Below are 15,899 nucleotides of genomic sequence, written 5' to 3'. Positions count from 1 at the left end.
CACTAGAGCGGTGCACAAACGGGGAGCTAGTATAGAGGCCATTACTCGGCAATGGCGACAGGCGAATCGGCTTTTGCGCGAAGTTTTTCCGATTATTTCTTGACCGTTAGTCGCCTGCGCGTGTCAGAGTCTTTAACAGATGTAGGACGTTTGCCTTGAAAGCGCAGGCAATCGCCACCACATTGAGCACAATCCAGGTATTTCTTGCGCGACATCGGTCGTTTGCGGTCGTCCCCGTGGTGCTGCGCCTGGTGCGCGATGCCGCGATCCCAGAGGTGTGTATGTCCGAATTCCAGCTAGTCACCCGCTTCGAGCCTGCCGGCGATCAGCCGGAAGCGATCCGCCAGATGGTCGAAGGCATCGAGGCCGGGCTGGCGCACCAGACGCTGCTCGGTGTGACCGGCTCGGGCAAGACCTTCAGCATCGCCAATGTGATTTCCCAGGTGCAGCGCCCGACGCTGGTGCTGGCGCCGAACAAGACCCTGGCGGCGCAGTTGTACGGCGAATTCAAGGCATTCTTCCCGAACAATGCCGTCGAGTATTTCGTCTCTTACTACGATTATTACCAACCGGAAGCCTACGTGCCGTCGTCCGACACCTTCATCGAGAAGGACGCGTCGATCAACGACCACATCGAGCAGATGCGTCTGTCCGCGACCAAAGCGCTGCTCGAGCGCAAGGACGCGATCATCGTCACCACGGTGTCGTGCATCTACGGTCTGGGCAGTCCGGAAACCTATTTGAAGATGGTGTTGCACGTCGATCGCGGCGACAAACTTGATCAGCGCGCACTGCTACGCCGACTGGCGGACCTGCAATACACGCGCAACGACATGGACTTTGCCCGTGCGACGTTCCGTGTGCGCGGCGATGTGATCGACATTTTTCCGGCGGAATCCGATCTGGAGGCGATCCGCATCGAGCTGTTCGATGACGAGGTCGAAAGCATTTCCGCGTTCGACCCGCTGACCGGCGAAGTCATTCGCAAGATGCCGCGGTTCACTTTTTATCCCAAGAGCCACTACGTGACGCCGCGCGAGACCCTGCTCGACGCCATCGAAGGTATCAAGGTCGAATTGCAGGAACGTCTGGAATACCTGCGCAGCAACAACAAACTGGTGGAAGCTCAGCGTCTGGAACAGCGCACGCGCTTCGATCTGGAGATGATTCTCGAACTGGGTTACTGCAACGGCATCGAAAACTACTCGCGCTACCTGTCCGGACGCCCGGCCGGTGCCGCGCCCCCAACCCTTTACGATTACCTGCCGGCCGATGCGTTGTTGGTCATCGATGAATCCCACGTCAGCGTGCCGCAGGTCGGCGCGATGTATAAGGGCGACCGCTCGCGTAAAGAGACGCTGGTCGAATACGGCTTCCGCCTGCCTTCGGCGCTGGATAACCGGCCGATGCGTTTCGACGAGTGGGAAGGGGTCAGCCCGCAGACCATTTTCGTCTCGGCGACGCCGGGCAATTACGAGGCCGAACATGCCGGGCGCGTGGTCGAGCAAGTGGTGCGCCCGACCGGTCTGGTCGATCCGCAGGTCGAAGTGCGCCCGGCGCTGACCCAGGTCGATGACCTGCTTTCGGAAATCACCAAGCGCGTAGCGGTGGAAGAGCGGGTGCTGGTGACCACGCTGACCAAGCGCATGGCCGAAGACCTGACCGATTACCTCGCCGACCACGGCGTGCGCGTGCGTTATCTGCACTCGGACATCGACACCGTCGAGCGCGTCGAGATCATCCGCGACTTGCGTCTTGGCGTGTTTGACGTGCTGGTCGGCATCAACCTGTTGCGCGAAGGCCTGGACATGCCGGAAGTCTCGCTGGTGGCGATTCTCGATGCCGACAAGGAAGGCTTCCTGCGTTCCGAGCGTTCGCTGATCCAGACCATCGGCCGCGCGGCACGTAACCTCAATGGCCGGGCCATTCTGTATGCCGATCGCATGACCGGTTCAATGGAGCGGGCGATTGGCGAAACCGAACGCCGCCGCGAGAAGCAGATCGCTTTCAATCTTGAGAACGGCATTACCCCGAAAGGTGTGATCAAGGACGTCGCCGACATCATGGAAGGCGCCACCGTGCCCGGTTCGCGCAGCAAGAAGCGCAAAGGCATGGCCAAGGCCGCCGAAGAGAACGCCAAGTACGAAGCCGAACTGCGCTCGCCAAGCGAAATCACCAAACGCATCCGCGCGCTGGAAGAAAAGATGTATCAACTGGCGCGCGATCTGGAGTTCGAAGCGGCGGCGCAGATGCGCGACGAGATTGCCAAATTGCGTGAGCGTCTTTTGACCGTCTGATCTGTAGGGGCTGCGCTGGCCTCATCGCTAGCAGGCTAGCTCCCACACAGGAATCGTGTTCGCCACAAAACCTGTGGGAGCTAGCCCTGCTAGCGAATGCGGCGACTCGGCATCAGTACGACCCCATGTCCGGCTTAAATACCCTGTCCGCTGGAGCCGGGCGGGTGTCGCCTGTTACCATTCGCCGCTTGATTGTTCTGCTTTTCATTCTTTTCGAGACATGCCATGACCACCGTCCGCACTCGCATCGCGCCATCGCCTACCGGGGACCCCCACGTAGGTACCGCTTACATCGCATTGTTCAACTACTGCTTTGCCAAGCAGCATGGCGGTGAGTTCATCCTGCGCATCGAAGACACCGACCAGTTGCGTTCGACCCGCGAGTCCGAACAGCAGATCTTCGACGCCCTGCGCTGGTTGGGTATCGACTGGAGCGAAGGCCCGGACGTCGGCGGCCCCCACGGCCCGTACCGGCAGAGCGAGCGCGGCGATATCTATCAGAAGTATTGCCAGCAACTGGTCGACATGGGTCATGCCTTCCCGTGCTTCTGCACCGCCGAAGAACTCGACCAGATGCGCGCCGAACAAATGGCTCGCGGTGAAACGCCACGCTATGACGGCCGCGCGCTGCTGCTGTCGAAAGAAGAAGTCGCGGCACGTCTGGCCGCTGGCGAGCCTCACGTGATCCGCATGAAAGTCCCGAGCGAAGGCGTGTGCGTGGTGCCGGACATGCTGCGTGGCGATGTCGAAATCCCGTGGGATCGCATGGACATGCAAGTGCTGATGAAGACCGACGGCCTGCCGACGTACTTCCTCGCCAACGTGGTCGACGATCACCTCATGGGCATCACCCACGTGTTGCGCGGTGAAGAATGGCTGCCATCGGCGCCGAAACTGATCCTGCTTTACGAGTACTTCGGCTGGGAACAGCCAGAGCTGTGCTACATGCCGCTGCTGCGTAACCCGGACAAGAGCAAGCTGTCCAAGCGCAAGAACCCGACTTCGGTGACGTTCTACGAGCGCATGGGCTTCATGCCTGAGGCGATGCTCAACTACCTGGGGCGCATGGGCTGGTCGATGCCGGACGAGCGTGAAAAATTCTCGCTGCAGGAGATGGTCGACAACTTCGACCTGAAGCGCGTGTCCCTCGGCGGTCCGATTTTCGACATTGAGAAGTTGTCGTGGCTCAACGGCCAGTGGCTGCGTGATCTGCCGGTGGAAGAGTTTGCCGCACGTGTGCAGAAGTGGGCGTTCAACTCGGAATACATGATGAAGATCGCGCCGCACGTCCAGGGCCGCGTCGAGACCTTCAGCCAAGTGGCGCCATTGGCCGGGTTCTTCTTTGCCGGTGGGGTCAATCCGGACGCCAGACTGTTCGAGTCGAAAAAGCTCTCCGGCGATCAGGTGCGTCAGTTGATGCAGTTGATTCTGTGGAAACTCGAAAGCCTGCGCCAGTGGGAAAAGGACAGCATCACCGCGACGATTCAGGCGGTGGTCGAATCCCTGGAGCTGAAGCTGCGCGATGCGATGCCGCTGATGTTCGCGGCGATCACCGGCCAGGCCAGTTCGGTGTCGGTGCTCGATGCGATGGAAATTCTCGGGCCGGACCTGACCCGTTTCCGTCTGCGCCAAGCGATCGACCTGCTGGGTGGCGTGTCGAAGAAAGAAAACAAGGAGTGGGAAAAGCTGCTGGGCGCCATTGCTTGAGCGGGTCTGACCCAGTGTGACGGCAGCCGAAGGTCGCGATCTTTTGATCCGGCCTTCGGCGCTTCTCCCTGATTTACGGGGGGAGGGCGGTAAGTGATTGTTATCCCGACGAAAAATTTTGAAATTTTTCAAAAATAAGTTTGACAGGGTTTCGATACGCCCTTAAGATTCGCCCCGTCCTCAGCGATGACATCAACGATGAGGGGCTATAGCTCAGCTGGGAGAGCGCTTGCATGGCATGCAAGAGGTCGACGGTTCGATCCCGTCTAGCTCCACCAATTTACACTTCAAGGCCTGGCCACACCGGTCTTGAAGCGATCAACACTCAGCGTTGATCAGTTGTACAGAAGGGTTTGCGTCCCCTTCGTCTAGTGGCCTAGGACACCGCCCTTTCACGGCGGTAACAGGGGTTCGAGTCCCCTAGGGGACGCCAGTTTTACAGAAGCGATGTTGCAAAACGTCGCTCCGCCGCGAGGCGAAAAATCCGGGGCTATAGCTCAGCTGGGAGAGCGCCTGCATGGCATGCAGGAGGTCAGCGGTTCGATCCCGCTTAGCTCCACCAATTTTACAATTCAAGGTCTGGCCACACCGACCTTGAATCGATCAGCACTCAGCACTGATCAGTTGTATAGAAGGGTTTGTGTCCCCTTCGTCTAGTGGCCTAGGACACCGCCCTTTCACGGCGGTAACAGGGGTTCGAGTCCCCTAGGGGACGCCACGATTACCCGCTCTGCGGGATTTTATAAGGGTCATTCAATTATTGAATGGCCCTTTTGTTTGTCTAGCGTTTGGCCAACTCTCCTTTTTCCTTACACTGTGCTTCAGACCAGCGGTCATATCCTTGACTTGCGGAATATTATTATGAGAATAATATTCTAATCGTAATATTCGGAGGCAACGATGAACGATAAAAAAGCTCAAACCCGCGAACGCATCCTCAAGGCTGCCAGCGCTGCACTGATCCAGCGCGGCCCGGCAGACCCCAGCGTGGGCGAAGTGATGGGCGCGGCCGGCCTGACCGTCGGCGGCTTCTACGCGCACTTCGAAAGCAAGGACGCGATGATGCTCGAAGCGTTCAAGCAATTGCTGGGTCGGCGTCGCGACCTGATCGCCGACATGGATGCCGAGCTGACCGGCGAAGAGCGTCGCGCTTTGGTGGCGGCGTTCTACCTGTCGCGCAAACACCGTGATTCCAGCGAGGCGGCGTGCCCGATTCCCGCTTCGATCGGTGAGCTGGGTCGTTTGCCGGAGTCGTTCCGCCTGGCGCTGAACGAGCATTTAGAGCTGATGGTCGCGCAACTGGCGGCCAGCCCCGAAGACACCGACAAGGCCCTGGCTGACGTGGCATTGATGGTGGGCGGCCTGGCGCTGGCACGCGCGCTCGGCCCTGGAGAATTATCCGATCGATTGCTGCGCGCCGCCAAGTCGGCGGTGCGTTGACCTGAAGGCATCCGGCCTGAGGAGAGAGCGATGAACGCGTTGAAGTGGGTTCGTGGCGTTAACGGCACCTTGGGCTGGATTGCACCGAAACGGGTGGCGAGCAAAATGCGTCTGGTGTTCATGACGCCGCGCGCGCTGCCATTGCGTGACTGGGAGCTGCCGATGCTGGCCAGTGCCGAGCGCATCACCTTGCGCTTCGGCCTCTCCGCATTGCGCTGGGGCCAGGGCCCGGCCGTGCTGCTGATGCATGGTTGGGAAGGGCGGCCAACCCAGTTCGCTGCCTTGATCACGGCGCTGGTCGATGCCGGCTATACCGTCGTTGCGCTGGACGGCCCGGCCCATGGCCGTTCGCCGGGGCGCGAAGCCAATGTAGTGTTGTTTGCCCGGGCCATGCTCGAAGCGGCAGCTGAGTTGCCACCGCTGCAAGCCGTCATCGGCCATTCGATGGGTGGCGCCAGCGCAATGCTCGCTGTGCAAATGGGCCTGCGCACCGAAACCCTCGTCAGCATTGCCGCACCGGCACGTATTCTCGGCGTGCTGCGTGGTTTTGCGCGCATGGTCGGAATGCCGCCGCGAGCGCGATCGGCGTTCATTCGCCAAGTCGAACAGGACGTCGGCATGCGCGCCGCCACCCTTGATGTGGCGCGCTATCAACTGGATATGCCGGGCTTGATCGTGCATGCCGAGGACGACACTTTTGTTTCGGTGAAAGAATCGCAGTTGATCCATGAAGCCTGGTTCGACAGCCGTTTGCTGCGCCTCGAAAGCGGCGGGCATCAGCGCGTGCTGGCCGACCCACGGGTCATTGATGGCGTGTTATCACTGCTGGCCGGGCGCAGCCTTCAGACGCGCCAATCGGCATAGCCATCCGTTACACTGCCCAGGTTCAATACATCGACCGGGAGTGGGGCATGGGCTGGGATCGGGCAACGCCGTTTACCATTGATCTGCAAGTAGGCGCCGAGGATATCGACGGGCTGGGCCACGCCAACAACGCGGTTTATGTGACCTGGCTTGAGCGCTGCGCCTGGCGCCACTCGCAGCGTCTGGGTCTGGATCTGGTCGAGTACCGGCGACTGGATCGGGCGATGGCCGTGGTGCGCCACGAAATCGATTATCTCGCCGCTGCCTACGAAGGCGACGAACTGCAGTTGGCGACGTGGATTGTCGATTGGGACCAGCGCCTGAAAATGACCCGGCATTTCCAGCTGAAACGCCCGAGCGACAACGCCACCCTATTGCGGGCGCAGACCACGTTTGTCTGCATCGAATTGTCTACGGGCAAGCCCAAGCGCATGCCGGCGGAATTCATCGAAGGCTATGGCGCGGCGATTCAGATCCCGGCAACACCGCAAATCTAAACTGTAGGAGTGAGCCTGCTCGCGATAGCGGTGTGTCTGTAACATAGGTGTAACTGACCCACCGCTATCGCGAGCAGGCTCACTCCTACAAGGGATTTGTGTTATTCTGCGGTTTCGCGCGTAATCCAGTAAACTGCCGCACGTTTTTTCTTTCAAGTAGTGTTTTCCCATGCAAATTGCTCTGGCGCCCATGGAGGGGTTGGTCGACGACATCCTGCGTGACGTGCTGACCCGCGTTGGCGGCATCGCCTGGTGCGTGACCGAATTCATTCGAGTCAACGATCAGTTACTCACACCGGCCTATTTCCACAAGTTCGGCCCTGAGCTGCTCAATGGTGCACGCACCGCAGCCGGTGTGCCGTTGCGCGTGCAATTGCTCGGTTCCGATCCGGTGTGCCTGGCGGAAAACGCAGCGCTGGCCTGCGAACTTGGCTCCGAAGTGATCGACCTCAACTTTGGTTGCCCGGCCAAGACTGTGAACAAGTCCCGGGGCGGCGCGGTGTTGCTGAAAGAACCGGAACTGCTCAACCAGATCGTCGAGCACGTCCGCCGTGCCGTGCCTGCGCACATTCCGGTTACTGCGAAAATGCGCCTCGGCTTCGACAGCCCCGACGGCTCGCTGGTCTGCGCCACAGCGCTGGCCGAGGGCGGCGCCGAGCACATCGTGGTTCACGCCCGGACAAAAATGGACGGCTACAAACCGCCAGCGCACTGGGAGTGGATTCCGCGGGTACAAGACGTGGTCAAGGTGCCGGTGTTCGCCAATGGCGATATCTGGAGCGTCGATGACTGGCGCCGTTGCCGCGAGATCAGCGGCGTCGAAGACATCATGCTCGGTCGCGGACTGGTGTCGCGCCCGGATCTGGCCCGGCAGATTGCTGCGGCCCGCGCCGGCGAAGAGGTGGTCGAGATGAGCTGGGCGGAGCTGATGCCCTTGATTCAGGATTTCTGGCTGCAAGCCAAAGCGCAGATGACCGCGCGCCAATCGCCGGGTCGCTTGAAGCAATGGCTGGCGATGCTGACGCGCAACTACCCGCAAGCCACCGAGCTGTTCACTGTTTTGCGCCGCGAAACCGAGCCTGATCAAGTCTCGCGTCTGCTCGGTTTGCCGCTCGTCGAAGCGGCGTGAAAAATTTCAAAAATATCTCTTGAAAAGCTTTTGGCGGTCCCTATCTAAGGGTTACGCGATGCCGAATTCGGGTCGCGGAGACACAAAACCTTGCTGATTGTTTTCAGGAGATTTGAATCATGAGTACTGCATTTTCTCTCGCGCCACTGTTCCGTTCCTCGGTAGGTTTCGACCGTTTCAACGACCTGTTCGAAACCGCCCTGCGCAACGAGCCAGGCAGCAGCTACCCACCTTACAACGTCGAAAAACACGGTGATGACCAGTACCGTATCGTCGTTGCCGCCGCCGGTTTCCGGGAAGAAGACCTGGAACTGCAGGTTGAGAAAGGTGTGCTGACCATCAGTGGTGGCAAGCGTGACGCCAACGAAGGTGTGACCTTCCTGCATCAGGGCATCGCCCAGCGTGCGTTCAAGCTGTCGTTCCGTCTGGCCGATCACATCGAGATCAAAGCCGCGGACCTGAGCAACGGCCTGCTGAGCATCGACCTGCTGCGCGTGGTCCCTGAAGAGGCGAAAGCCAAGCGCATTCCAATCAATGGTGCGCAGCAGCCGGCGCTGCAATAACGCCGAGTAACGAAAAGGGCGCCCATGGCGCCCTTTTTTGTGCGCGTCATTCCAGCAGCACCTTCAGATCGCTCAGTGCCACCGGCCGACTGTGCAGATACCCCTGATACAAATGACAGCCCAGCCCCTGCAAAAACGCCAGCTGCTCCGCCGTCTCTACGCCTTCGGCAATCACCTCCAGCTCCAGGCTGCGTGCCATCGCGACAATCGCGCGGATGATCTCGGCGTCGTTCGGGTCGGTCGTCGCGTCGCGGATGAACGACTGGTCGATTTTCAACGTGTCCACCGGCAGGCGTTTCAGATAAGTCAGCGACGAATAACCGGTGCCGAAATCGTCCATGGCAAAACTGACGCCGAGCTTTTTCAGGCGGCGCATCTTGCCGATGGTGTCTTCCAGATTCTGGATGACGATGCCTTCGGTGATCTCCAGTTTCAGCAAAGAGCAGGGCAAGCCGTGGCTGCTCATGCTGTGTTCGATGCGCTCGACGAAATCGTTCTGACGGAACTGCCGTGGGCTGATGTTCACGCACAGGCTGAAAGCGAGCGGGTTGACCAGGCGCAGCGCGATCAGTTGCTTGAAGGCATTGCAGGCTTCGTCGAGGATCCAGGTGCCGACTTCGAGAATCAGCCCGCTGTCCTCCAGAACCTTGATGAACTCGGCAGGCGATTGCGCACCCAACTGCGGATGGTTCCAGCGCACCAGGGCTTCGGCGCCGATGATGCGGTTGTCGCGCGCATCGACCTGCGGCTGAAAGTGCACATTGAATTCGCCGCGTGACAGCGCCAGACGCAGATCGGTTTCCATGCGCAACCGTTCGCTCGCGGCTTTCTGCATGGTGTTGTGGTACATCTGGGTGGTGTTGCGCCCCGAATCCTTGGCCCGATACAGGGCAATGTCGGCGCGCTTGAGCAGGTCGGTCGGCGTCGAGCCGTGATCGGGAATCAGCGCCACGCCAATGCTCGGCGTCACTTGCAGGCGCTGGCCGTCGAGAAACATCGGCTCGGACAGCAATTCGCGAATGGTGTCCGCCAGCGCGCGCACCTGCTCGCTGACGTCACTGCGCGAGCCTTCGAGTCCGCTGAGCAGCACGACGAATTCGTCGCCACCCAGGCGCGCCACGGTGTCTTCCATGCGCACGCTGGCTTCGAGCCGCGCGGTGATGATCTTCAGCACGGTGTCGCCGACTGGGTGGCCCAGCGAATCGTTGATGTGCTTGAAGTGGTCAAGATCGAGAAACAGCAGCGCGCCGCGCAGGTTGTGACGCTTGAGCAGGGCGATCTGCTGGCTCAGGCGATCCATCAGTAAAGCGCGATTAGGCAGGTTGGTCAGCGGGTCGTGATAGGCCAGATGGCGGATCTGCGCTTCGGCGTTTTTCAGCAGGCTGACGTCCCGCGCGGTCAGCAGCAGGCACGCGGTTTCGTTGAGAGTGATGGGCTCGACCGAGACCTCGACAGTCAGTATCTCCCCGCGCTTGTTGCGCCCAAGCATTTCCTGATGGTGCACGCGGCCTTTGATCTGCAATTCAGCCAATAGCGCCGAACGCTGCTTTTCCTCGGCCCATATGCCGACCTGATACACGGTTTTACCCACCACTTCGTCGGCGCGATAACCGGTCAGGCGGCAAAAACCGTCGTTGACCTCCAGATAACGCCCAGTGTCGCGTTCGGTGATGGTGATGGCGTCCGGGCTGGAATGAAACGCCTTGGCAAATTTCTCTTCGCTGGCCTTCAGCGCCGCTTCGGAGCGCTGTTGCTGAGTGATATCGCGCAACGTCGTGACGATGCACGGCTGATTGCCAACGCTGATCTGCCGACTGGAAATCACACAGGTCAGCGACTGGCCGTCCTTGTGCTGGACGATGATCGCGACGTTGCTCAAGCCCTGCTCGCGGATCACCCGTTCAATACGTTGCAGGCTTTTCGCCGAGGCGTCCCACAGGCCGATTTCTTCCGCGGTGTGACCGATCACGTCGGCGGCGCTCCAGCCGAACGTCTGGGTGAAACTGGAGTTGATCTCGATGAACTGGCCGGTTTCCTGGCGGGTGACGCAGATCGGGTCGGGGCTGACCTGGAACAGCGTGGCGAATTTCTCTTCCGAGGCCACCAGTCGCTGTTCGCGTTCGACCTGGTCGGTAATGTCCAGCAGAGTGCCGGCCATGCGCAGCGGCGCGCCGTTGTCATCGCGATACAGGCGCGCGCGACTTTCCAGATAGCGCGAGCTGCCGTCCGGCAATTGCACACGATAGGTCAGTTGATAGTTGCCCGCCGGGCCTTCGCGCAGACTGCGGTAGGCATCGCGCATGCTGTCGCGTTCTTCGCCCGGCACGCCCTCGAAAAACGCCTCGAATGATTCATGAAACGGTATCGGGTCGAGCCCGTGCAATTGTGCGGCGCGCGCCGAGCCGTAGAGCATGCCGCTGGGGATGTGCCAGTCCCAGGTACCGAGCTGCGCCGAATCCAGCGCCAGGTCGAGGCGTTCCTGGCTGTCTTTCAAGGCCAGTTCGGCGGCTTTGCGTTCGGTGGTGTCGAGGAAGGTGCTGAGCAGGTACGGCTGACCTTCGAGTTCGACTTTCTGCGCACTGAGAATGCCGTCATGCACCTGACCGTTGCTGGCGCGAAACTGTACTTCCATGCTGATCAGTTCGCCTTTGGCTTTGGTCTTTTTCACCAGTTCGGCGCGCTGCTCGGGATGCACCCACAGGCCAAGTTCGAGGGTGGTCCGACCAATGGCGTTCTGCACCGGCCAGCCAAAAAGGCTTTCAAAATACTGGTTCGCTTCGCTGATCAAGCCGTCTTCCTGACGGGTCAGCAGCACCATGTTGGGGCACAGGTGAAACAGTGTGGCGAAACGTTTCTCCGAGCTGCTCAGCGCCTGTTCACGTTGACGCTGGTGGGTGATTTCGCGAATCACCCCGATCATTCGGGGACGGCCGTTTTTGTCCGGCAGCAGGCTGCCATTGATCTCCAGCCAGTGCAGGCTGCCGTCGGGCCAGCGGATGCGGTGGTGCATCGCCTGCTCCAGTGGCGCGCCGGCGATCACCGCATGGAAGGCGCGAACGGTTTTGGCCCGGTCTTCCGGTGGCAGCAAATCCAGATATTCCAGGTCTTTGGGCAGCGGCTGCCGGGGATCGAAGCCGAACAACGCCTGGGTGCCGCGCGACCAACTGATCTGCCCGCGCTCGATGTCCCAATACCAGGCGCCGAGCCGGGCGCCATTGAGCGCCGCCAGCAATTGCGGCGCGCTTTCCCAGCTCTGCTCGGAGTGGCGCGGGTCAATCGCCTGGATTCGCGGCATCGGCGGCGTTCGGTCAACAGATTTCGGCATTGTGGACAGGCCTTGAGCGGATGGTGACGTTAGGCACAGCAATCGCGGCTCTACAGGAGTAGCACAAGTCGGCCTCAAGTCCCTGGCAGATCGATTTGTGCATCCAGCAAGGCCATGAAGGCTCTTGCCGCGTTCGAGAGCGTCCGTTCGGTGTGCAGGATATAGCCTAGCTGGCGACTGAGCTGTATGCCCGGCAATGCGATGCTCGCCACTTGCTCATCGAGCATGGTGCGTGGCAACACGCTCCAGGCCAGGCCGATCGAGACCATCATTTTGATGGTTTCCAGATAATTGGTGCTCATGGCGATGTTCGGCGTCAGGCCCTGGGCCTCGAATAAACGCTGGACGATGTGGTGGGTAAAGGTGTTGCCGCCAGGGAATACCGCCGGATGGCCGGCGATGTCGATCAGGCTGACGGCGCCGTTATTGATCAGCGAATGCTCTGGGGCGACCACGAAATCCAGCGGGTCGTCCCACACCGGTGTGGCCTTGACCAGCGCGTGAGGCTCCGGCGCCAAGGTGATCACTGCCAGTTCAGCGCGGCCGTGAAGAATTTCTTCGTAGGCCACTTCCGAATCGAGGAACTGAATATCCAGCGCGACCTGTGGGTAGCGGCGGGTGAACTCCCTTAATAAGGGTGGTAATCGATGCAGACCGATGTGATGACTGGTGGCCAGCGTCAGGCGACCGCTGACTTCGCCGGTCAGGTTGGTCAGGGCGCGGCGGGTGTCATCCAGCACGTTGAGAATCTGGTAAGCCCGCGGCAGCAGGGCACGGCCAGCCTCGGTCAGGCCGACTTCACGGCCCAGACGGTCGAACAGGCGCACCTTCAATTGTTGCTCCAGGCCGGCGATGCGCTTGCTGATCGCCGGTTGGGTCAGGTGCAGACGTTCGCCGGCGCCGGAGAAGCTGCCGGTCTCGGCGATGGCAATAAAAGCATTCAGGTTGGCCAGATCCATTCAGTATTCCAGTTGGTTATCCAAAGCATAAAAAATATGAATTTGAGTTATTTAATCTAACCCCATAGGATCGGCCTCACAAGCCAAAGGGTTATTGATAAGCCCAGGGCATAGAAACAAGCTGATGAGGAACCGTCTGATGGCCGGCAAAACGCTGTACGACAAGCTCTGGGATTCGCATTTGGTCAAGCAGCGCGACGATGGCTCTGCGCTGATCTACATCGACCGTCACATCATTCACGAAGTGACCTCGCCGCAAGCCTTCGAAGGCCTGCGTCTGGCCGGGCGCAAGCCGTGGCGCATCGATGCCAACATCGCGACCCCGGACCACAACGTACCGACGACGCCAGAGCGCAAGGGCGGCATCGCAGCCATTGCCGACCAGGTCTCGCGCTTGCAGGTGCAGACCCTCGACGACAACTGTGATGAATACGGCATCGTCGAGTTCAAGATGAATGACGTGCGCCAAGGCATCGTCCACGTCATCAGCCCGGAGCAGGGCGCGACCTTGCCGGGCATGACCGTGGTCTGCGGCGACTCGCACACCTCGACCCACGGTGCCTTCGGCGCGTTGGCTCACGGCATCGGCACTTCCGAGGTCGAGCACGTGCTCGCCACTCAGTGCCTGGTTGCCAAGAAAATGAAAAACATGCTGGTGCGCGTCGAAGGGCAATTGCCGTTCGGCGTGACCGCCAAGGACATCGTCCTCGCGGTGATCGGCAAGATCGGCACCGCCGGCGGTAACGGCCATGCCATCGAATTCGCCGGCAGCGCGATCCGCGATCTGTCCGTCGAAGGCCGCATGACCATTTGCAACATGTCCATCGAAGCCGGCGCCCGCGTGGGGTTGGTCGCGGCGGATCAGAAGACCATCGATTACGTGAAGGGCCGTCCGTTTGCTCCGAAAGGCGCCCAGTGGGACATGGCCGTCGAGGCCTGGAAAGACCTGGTATCTGACGCCGATGCGCAGTTCGACACCGTGGTTGAACTCGACGCCGCGCAGATCAAGCCGCAAGTCAGCTGGGGCACTTCGCCGGAAATGGTTTTGGCCGTTGATCAGAACGTCCCGGACCCGGCCAAGGAGATGGATCTGGTCAAGCGCGACTCGATCGTCCGCGCCCTGAAATACATGGGCCTGACCGCCAATCAGGCGATTACCGACATCCAGCTCGACCGCGTATTCATCGGTTCCTGCACCAACTCGCGGATCGAAGACTTGCGCGCCGCGGCGGTGATCGCCAAGGGCCGCAAGGTTGCATCGACCATCAAGCAGGCGATCGTCGTGCCGGGCTCGGGTCTGGTCAAGGCGCAGGCGGAAGCCGAAGGTCTGGACAAGATCTTCCTCGAAGCCGGTTTCGAATGGCGTGAGCCGGGCTGCTCGATGTGCCTGGCGATGAACCCGGACCGTTTGGAATCGGGCGAGCATTGCGCTTCGACGTCCAACCGCAACTTCGAAGGCCGTCAGGGCGCCGGTGGCCGTACCCACCTGGTCAGCCCGGCCATGGCCGCTGCCGCAGCGGTGAACGGTCGTTTCATCGACGTTCGTGAATTGATCTAAAAGGAGCGCAGCATGAAAGCTTTTACCCAGCACACTGGTCTTGTCGCGCCTCTGGATCGTGCCAACGTCGACACCGATCAGATCATTCCCAAGCAGTTCCTGAAGTCGATCAAACGCACCGGTTTTGGTCCGAACCTGTTCGACGAGTGGCGTTATCTCGACGTTGGCCAGCCGTATCAGGACAACTCCAAGCGCCCCTTGAACAAGGATTTCGTGCTCAACGCCGAGCGTTATCAAGGCGCCAGCGTGTTGCTCGCCCGCGAGAACTTCGGTTGCGGCTCCAGCCGTGAGCACGCGCCGTGGGCGCTGGAAGAATACGGTTTCCGCAGCATCATCGCGCCGAGCTACGCCGACATCTTCTTCAACAACAGCTTCAAGAACGGCTTGCTGCCGATCATTCTCAGCGATGCTGAAGTCGATGAATTGTTTAAGCAGGTTGAGGCCGAGCCGGGTTATCAATTGCAGGTCGACCTGCAAGCGCAAACCGTGACCCGCCCTGATGGCAAGGTGTACCGCTTTGAGATCGATGCGTTTCGCAAGCATTGCCTGTTGAACGGTCTGGACGATATCGGCCTGACTCTGCAGGACGGCGATGCGATTGCCACGTTCGAAGCGAAGCACCGGGTGAGTCAGCCGTGGTTGTTTCGCGACGTGTGATTTTGCGTATGGCGGATGACGCCATCGCGAGCAGGCTCACTCCTACATATGAAATGCATTCCCCTGTAGGAGTGAGCCTGCTCGCGATGAGGCCCTCAAAAGCAATGAAAGACTGAACAGGAAAGTCCCATGACCAGCACCGCCCAACACACCCAGGTCGTCCAGAAGCAATTCGGCGAACAGGCTGCCGCTTACCTGAGCAGCGCCGTTCACGCGCAGGGCAGCGAATTCGCCCTGCTGCAAGCTGAACTGGCCGGGCAGGGCGGGGCGCGGGTGCTCGATCTGGGTTGCGGTGCCGGCCATGTGAGTTTTCATGTCGCACCGCTGGTGAGCGAAGTGGTGGCCTATGACCTGTCGCAGCAGATGCTCGACGTGGTCACCGCCGCGGCGGCCGAGCGCGGCATGGGCAATATTTCCACGGTCAACGGCGCCGCCGAGCGTCTGCCGTTCGCCGATGGCGAGTTCGATTTTGTGTTCAGCCGTTATTCGGCGCATCACTGGAGCGATCTCGGTGTGGCCCTGCGTGAAGTGCGTCGGGTGCTGAAGCCGGGCGGTGTCGCAGCTTTCGTGGACGTGTTGTCACCGGGCAGCCCGCTGTTCGACACTTATCTACAAAGCGTCGAAGTGCTGCGTGACACCAGCCATGTGCGCGACTATTCCGCCGCCGAATGGCTGCGCCAGGTCAGTGAGGCCGGGTTGCATGTGCGCAGTACCACGCGTCAGCGCCTGCGCCTGGAGTACGCCAGTTGGGTAGAGCGCATGCGCACCCCCGAGGTGATGCGTGCGGCGATTGCTCAGTTGCAGCAATCGATGGGCAACGAAGTGCGCGAATATTTCGAAATTGAGGCCGATGGCTCCTTCAGTACCGATGTGATCGTATTGATGGCCGAGCGATAAGCATTT

12 protein-coding genes and 4 tRNA genes are annotated in these 15,899 nt (G+C 60.3%); 14 read left to right on the top strand and 2 right to left on the bottom strand.

What is annotated here, in order from left to right:
* Positions 1 to 281 precede the first annotated feature (281 nt).
* From uvrB to J3P75_RS17980, 11 genes are all read left to right on the top strand, one after another.
* A complete protein-coding gene (gene uvrB, locus J3P75_RS18030; protein WP_434590311.1) occupies positions 282 to 2,297 on the top strand; it encodes an excinuclease ABC subunit UvrB in 2,016 nt (671 codons plus the stop codon).
* 225 nt (positions 2,298 to 2,522) lie between these two features.
* A complete protein-coding gene (gene gltX, locus J3P75_RS18025) occupies positions 2,523 to 4,004 on the top strand; it encodes a glutamate--tRNA ligase (protein ID WP_090282635.1) in 1,482 nt (493 codons plus the stop codon).
* A gap of 202 nt (positions 4,005 to 4,206) precedes the next feature.
* A tRNA-Ala gene (locus J3P75_RS18020) sits at positions 4,207 to 4,282 on the top strand.
* Positions 4,283 to 4,361: 79 nt separating this feature from the next.
* Positions 4,362 to 4,437, top strand: a tRNA-Glu gene (locus tag J3P75_RS18015).
* 53 nt (positions 4,438 to 4,490) lie between these two features.
* Positions 4,491 to 4,566 (top strand) — tRNA-Ala (locus J3P75_RS18010).
* A gap of 80 nt (positions 4,567 to 4,646) precedes the next feature.
* A tRNA-Glu gene (locus J3P75_RS18005) sits at positions 4,647 to 4,722 on the top strand.
* Positions 4,723 to 4,904: 182 nt separating this feature from the next.
* Positions 4,905 to 5,444 (top strand): TetR/AcrR family transcriptional regulator, encoded by a 540-nt coding sequence (locus tag J3P75_RS18000; RefSeq protein WP_090282636.1) that lies wholly within the window; start codon positions 4,905 to 4,907, stop codon positions 5,442 to 5,444.
* Positions 5,445 to 5,474: 30 nt separating this feature from the next.
* Positions 5,475 to 6,308, top strand: a complete 834-nt coding sequence (locus J3P75_RS17995; protein ID WP_434707673.1) for an alpha/beta fold hydrolase — start codon at positions 5,475 to 5,477, stop codon at positions 6,306 to 6,308.
* Positions 6,309 to 6,355: 47 nt separating this feature from the next.
* A complete protein-coding gene (locus J3P75_RS17990) occupies positions 6,356 to 6,805 on the top strand; it encodes an acyl-CoA thioesterase (protein WP_434590305.1) in 450 nt (149 codons plus the stop codon).
* Positions 6,806 to 6,974: 169 nt separating this feature from the next.
* Positions 6,975 to 7,934, top strand: a complete 960-nt coding sequence (locus tag J3P75_RS17985; protein WP_434707672.1) for a tRNA dihydrouridine synthase — start codon at positions 6,975 to 6,977, stop codon at positions 7,932 to 7,934.
* 119 nt (positions 7,935 to 8,053) lie between these two features.
* On the top strand, positions 8,054 to 8,497 hold the full coding sequence (locus tag J3P75_RS17980) for an Hsp20 family protein (RefSeq protein ID WP_090282640.1): 444 nt from the start codon (positions 8,054 to 8,056) through the stop codon (positions 8,495 to 8,497).
* A gap of 46 nt (positions 8,498 to 8,543) precedes the next feature.
* On the opposite strand, the gene J3P75_RS17975 is transcribed toward J3P75_RS17980, so the two are convergent.
* Positions 8,544 to 11,822 carry a PAS domain S-box protein gene (locus J3P75_RS17975; RefSeq protein WP_434707671.1) on the bottom strand — a complete coding sequence of 1,093 codons (3,279 nt, stop codon included), beginning with the start codon at positions 11,820 to 11,822 and terminating at the stop codon, positions 8,544 to 8,546.
* Between the two features lie 74 nt (positions 11,823 to 11,896).
* Positions 11,897 to 12,781, bottom strand: coding sequence for a LysR family transcriptional regulator (locus J3P75_RS17970; protein WP_090282642.1), 885 nt, complete (start codon positions 12,779 to 12,781; stop codon positions 11,897 to 11,899).
* Between the two features lie 139 nt (positions 12,782 to 12,920).
* Here J3P75_RS17970 and leuC point away from each other — a divergent pair, with 139 nt between their 5' ends.
* From leuC to J3P75_RS17955, 3 genes are all read left to right on the top strand, one after another.
* Positions 12,921 to 14,339, top strand: coding sequence for a 3-isopropylmalate dehydratase large subunit (gene leuC, locus J3P75_RS17965; RefSeq protein ID WP_206415782.1), 1,419 nt, complete (start codon positions 12,921 to 12,923; stop codon positions 14,337 to 14,339).
* Positions 14,340 to 14,351: 12 nt separating this feature from the next.
* Positions 14,352 to 14,996, top strand: coding sequence for a 3-isopropylmalate dehydratase small subunit (gene leuD / locus J3P75_RS17960; protein WP_206415783.1), 645 nt, complete (start codon positions 14,352 to 14,354; stop codon positions 14,994 to 14,996).
* 129 nt (positions 14,997 to 15,125) lie between these two features.
* Positions 15,126 to 15,893, top strand: coding sequence for a class I SAM-dependent methyltransferase (locus J3P75_RS17955; RefSeq protein WP_434707670.1), 768 nt, complete (start codon positions 15,126 to 15,128; stop codon positions 15,891 to 15,893).
* Positions 15,894 to 15,899: the final 6 nt, after the last annotated feature.

The sequence above is a fragment of the Pseudomonas sp. R1-1 genome (assembly GCF_051132135.1).
In the GTDB taxonomy this organism is placed as follows: Bacteria; Pseudomonadota; Gammaproteobacteria; order Pseudomonadales; family Pseudomonadaceae; genus Aquipseudomonas.
The sequence above is the reverse complement of the archived record's forward strand: the minus strand, read 5'-3'. Positions and strand labels throughout refer to the sequence as shown.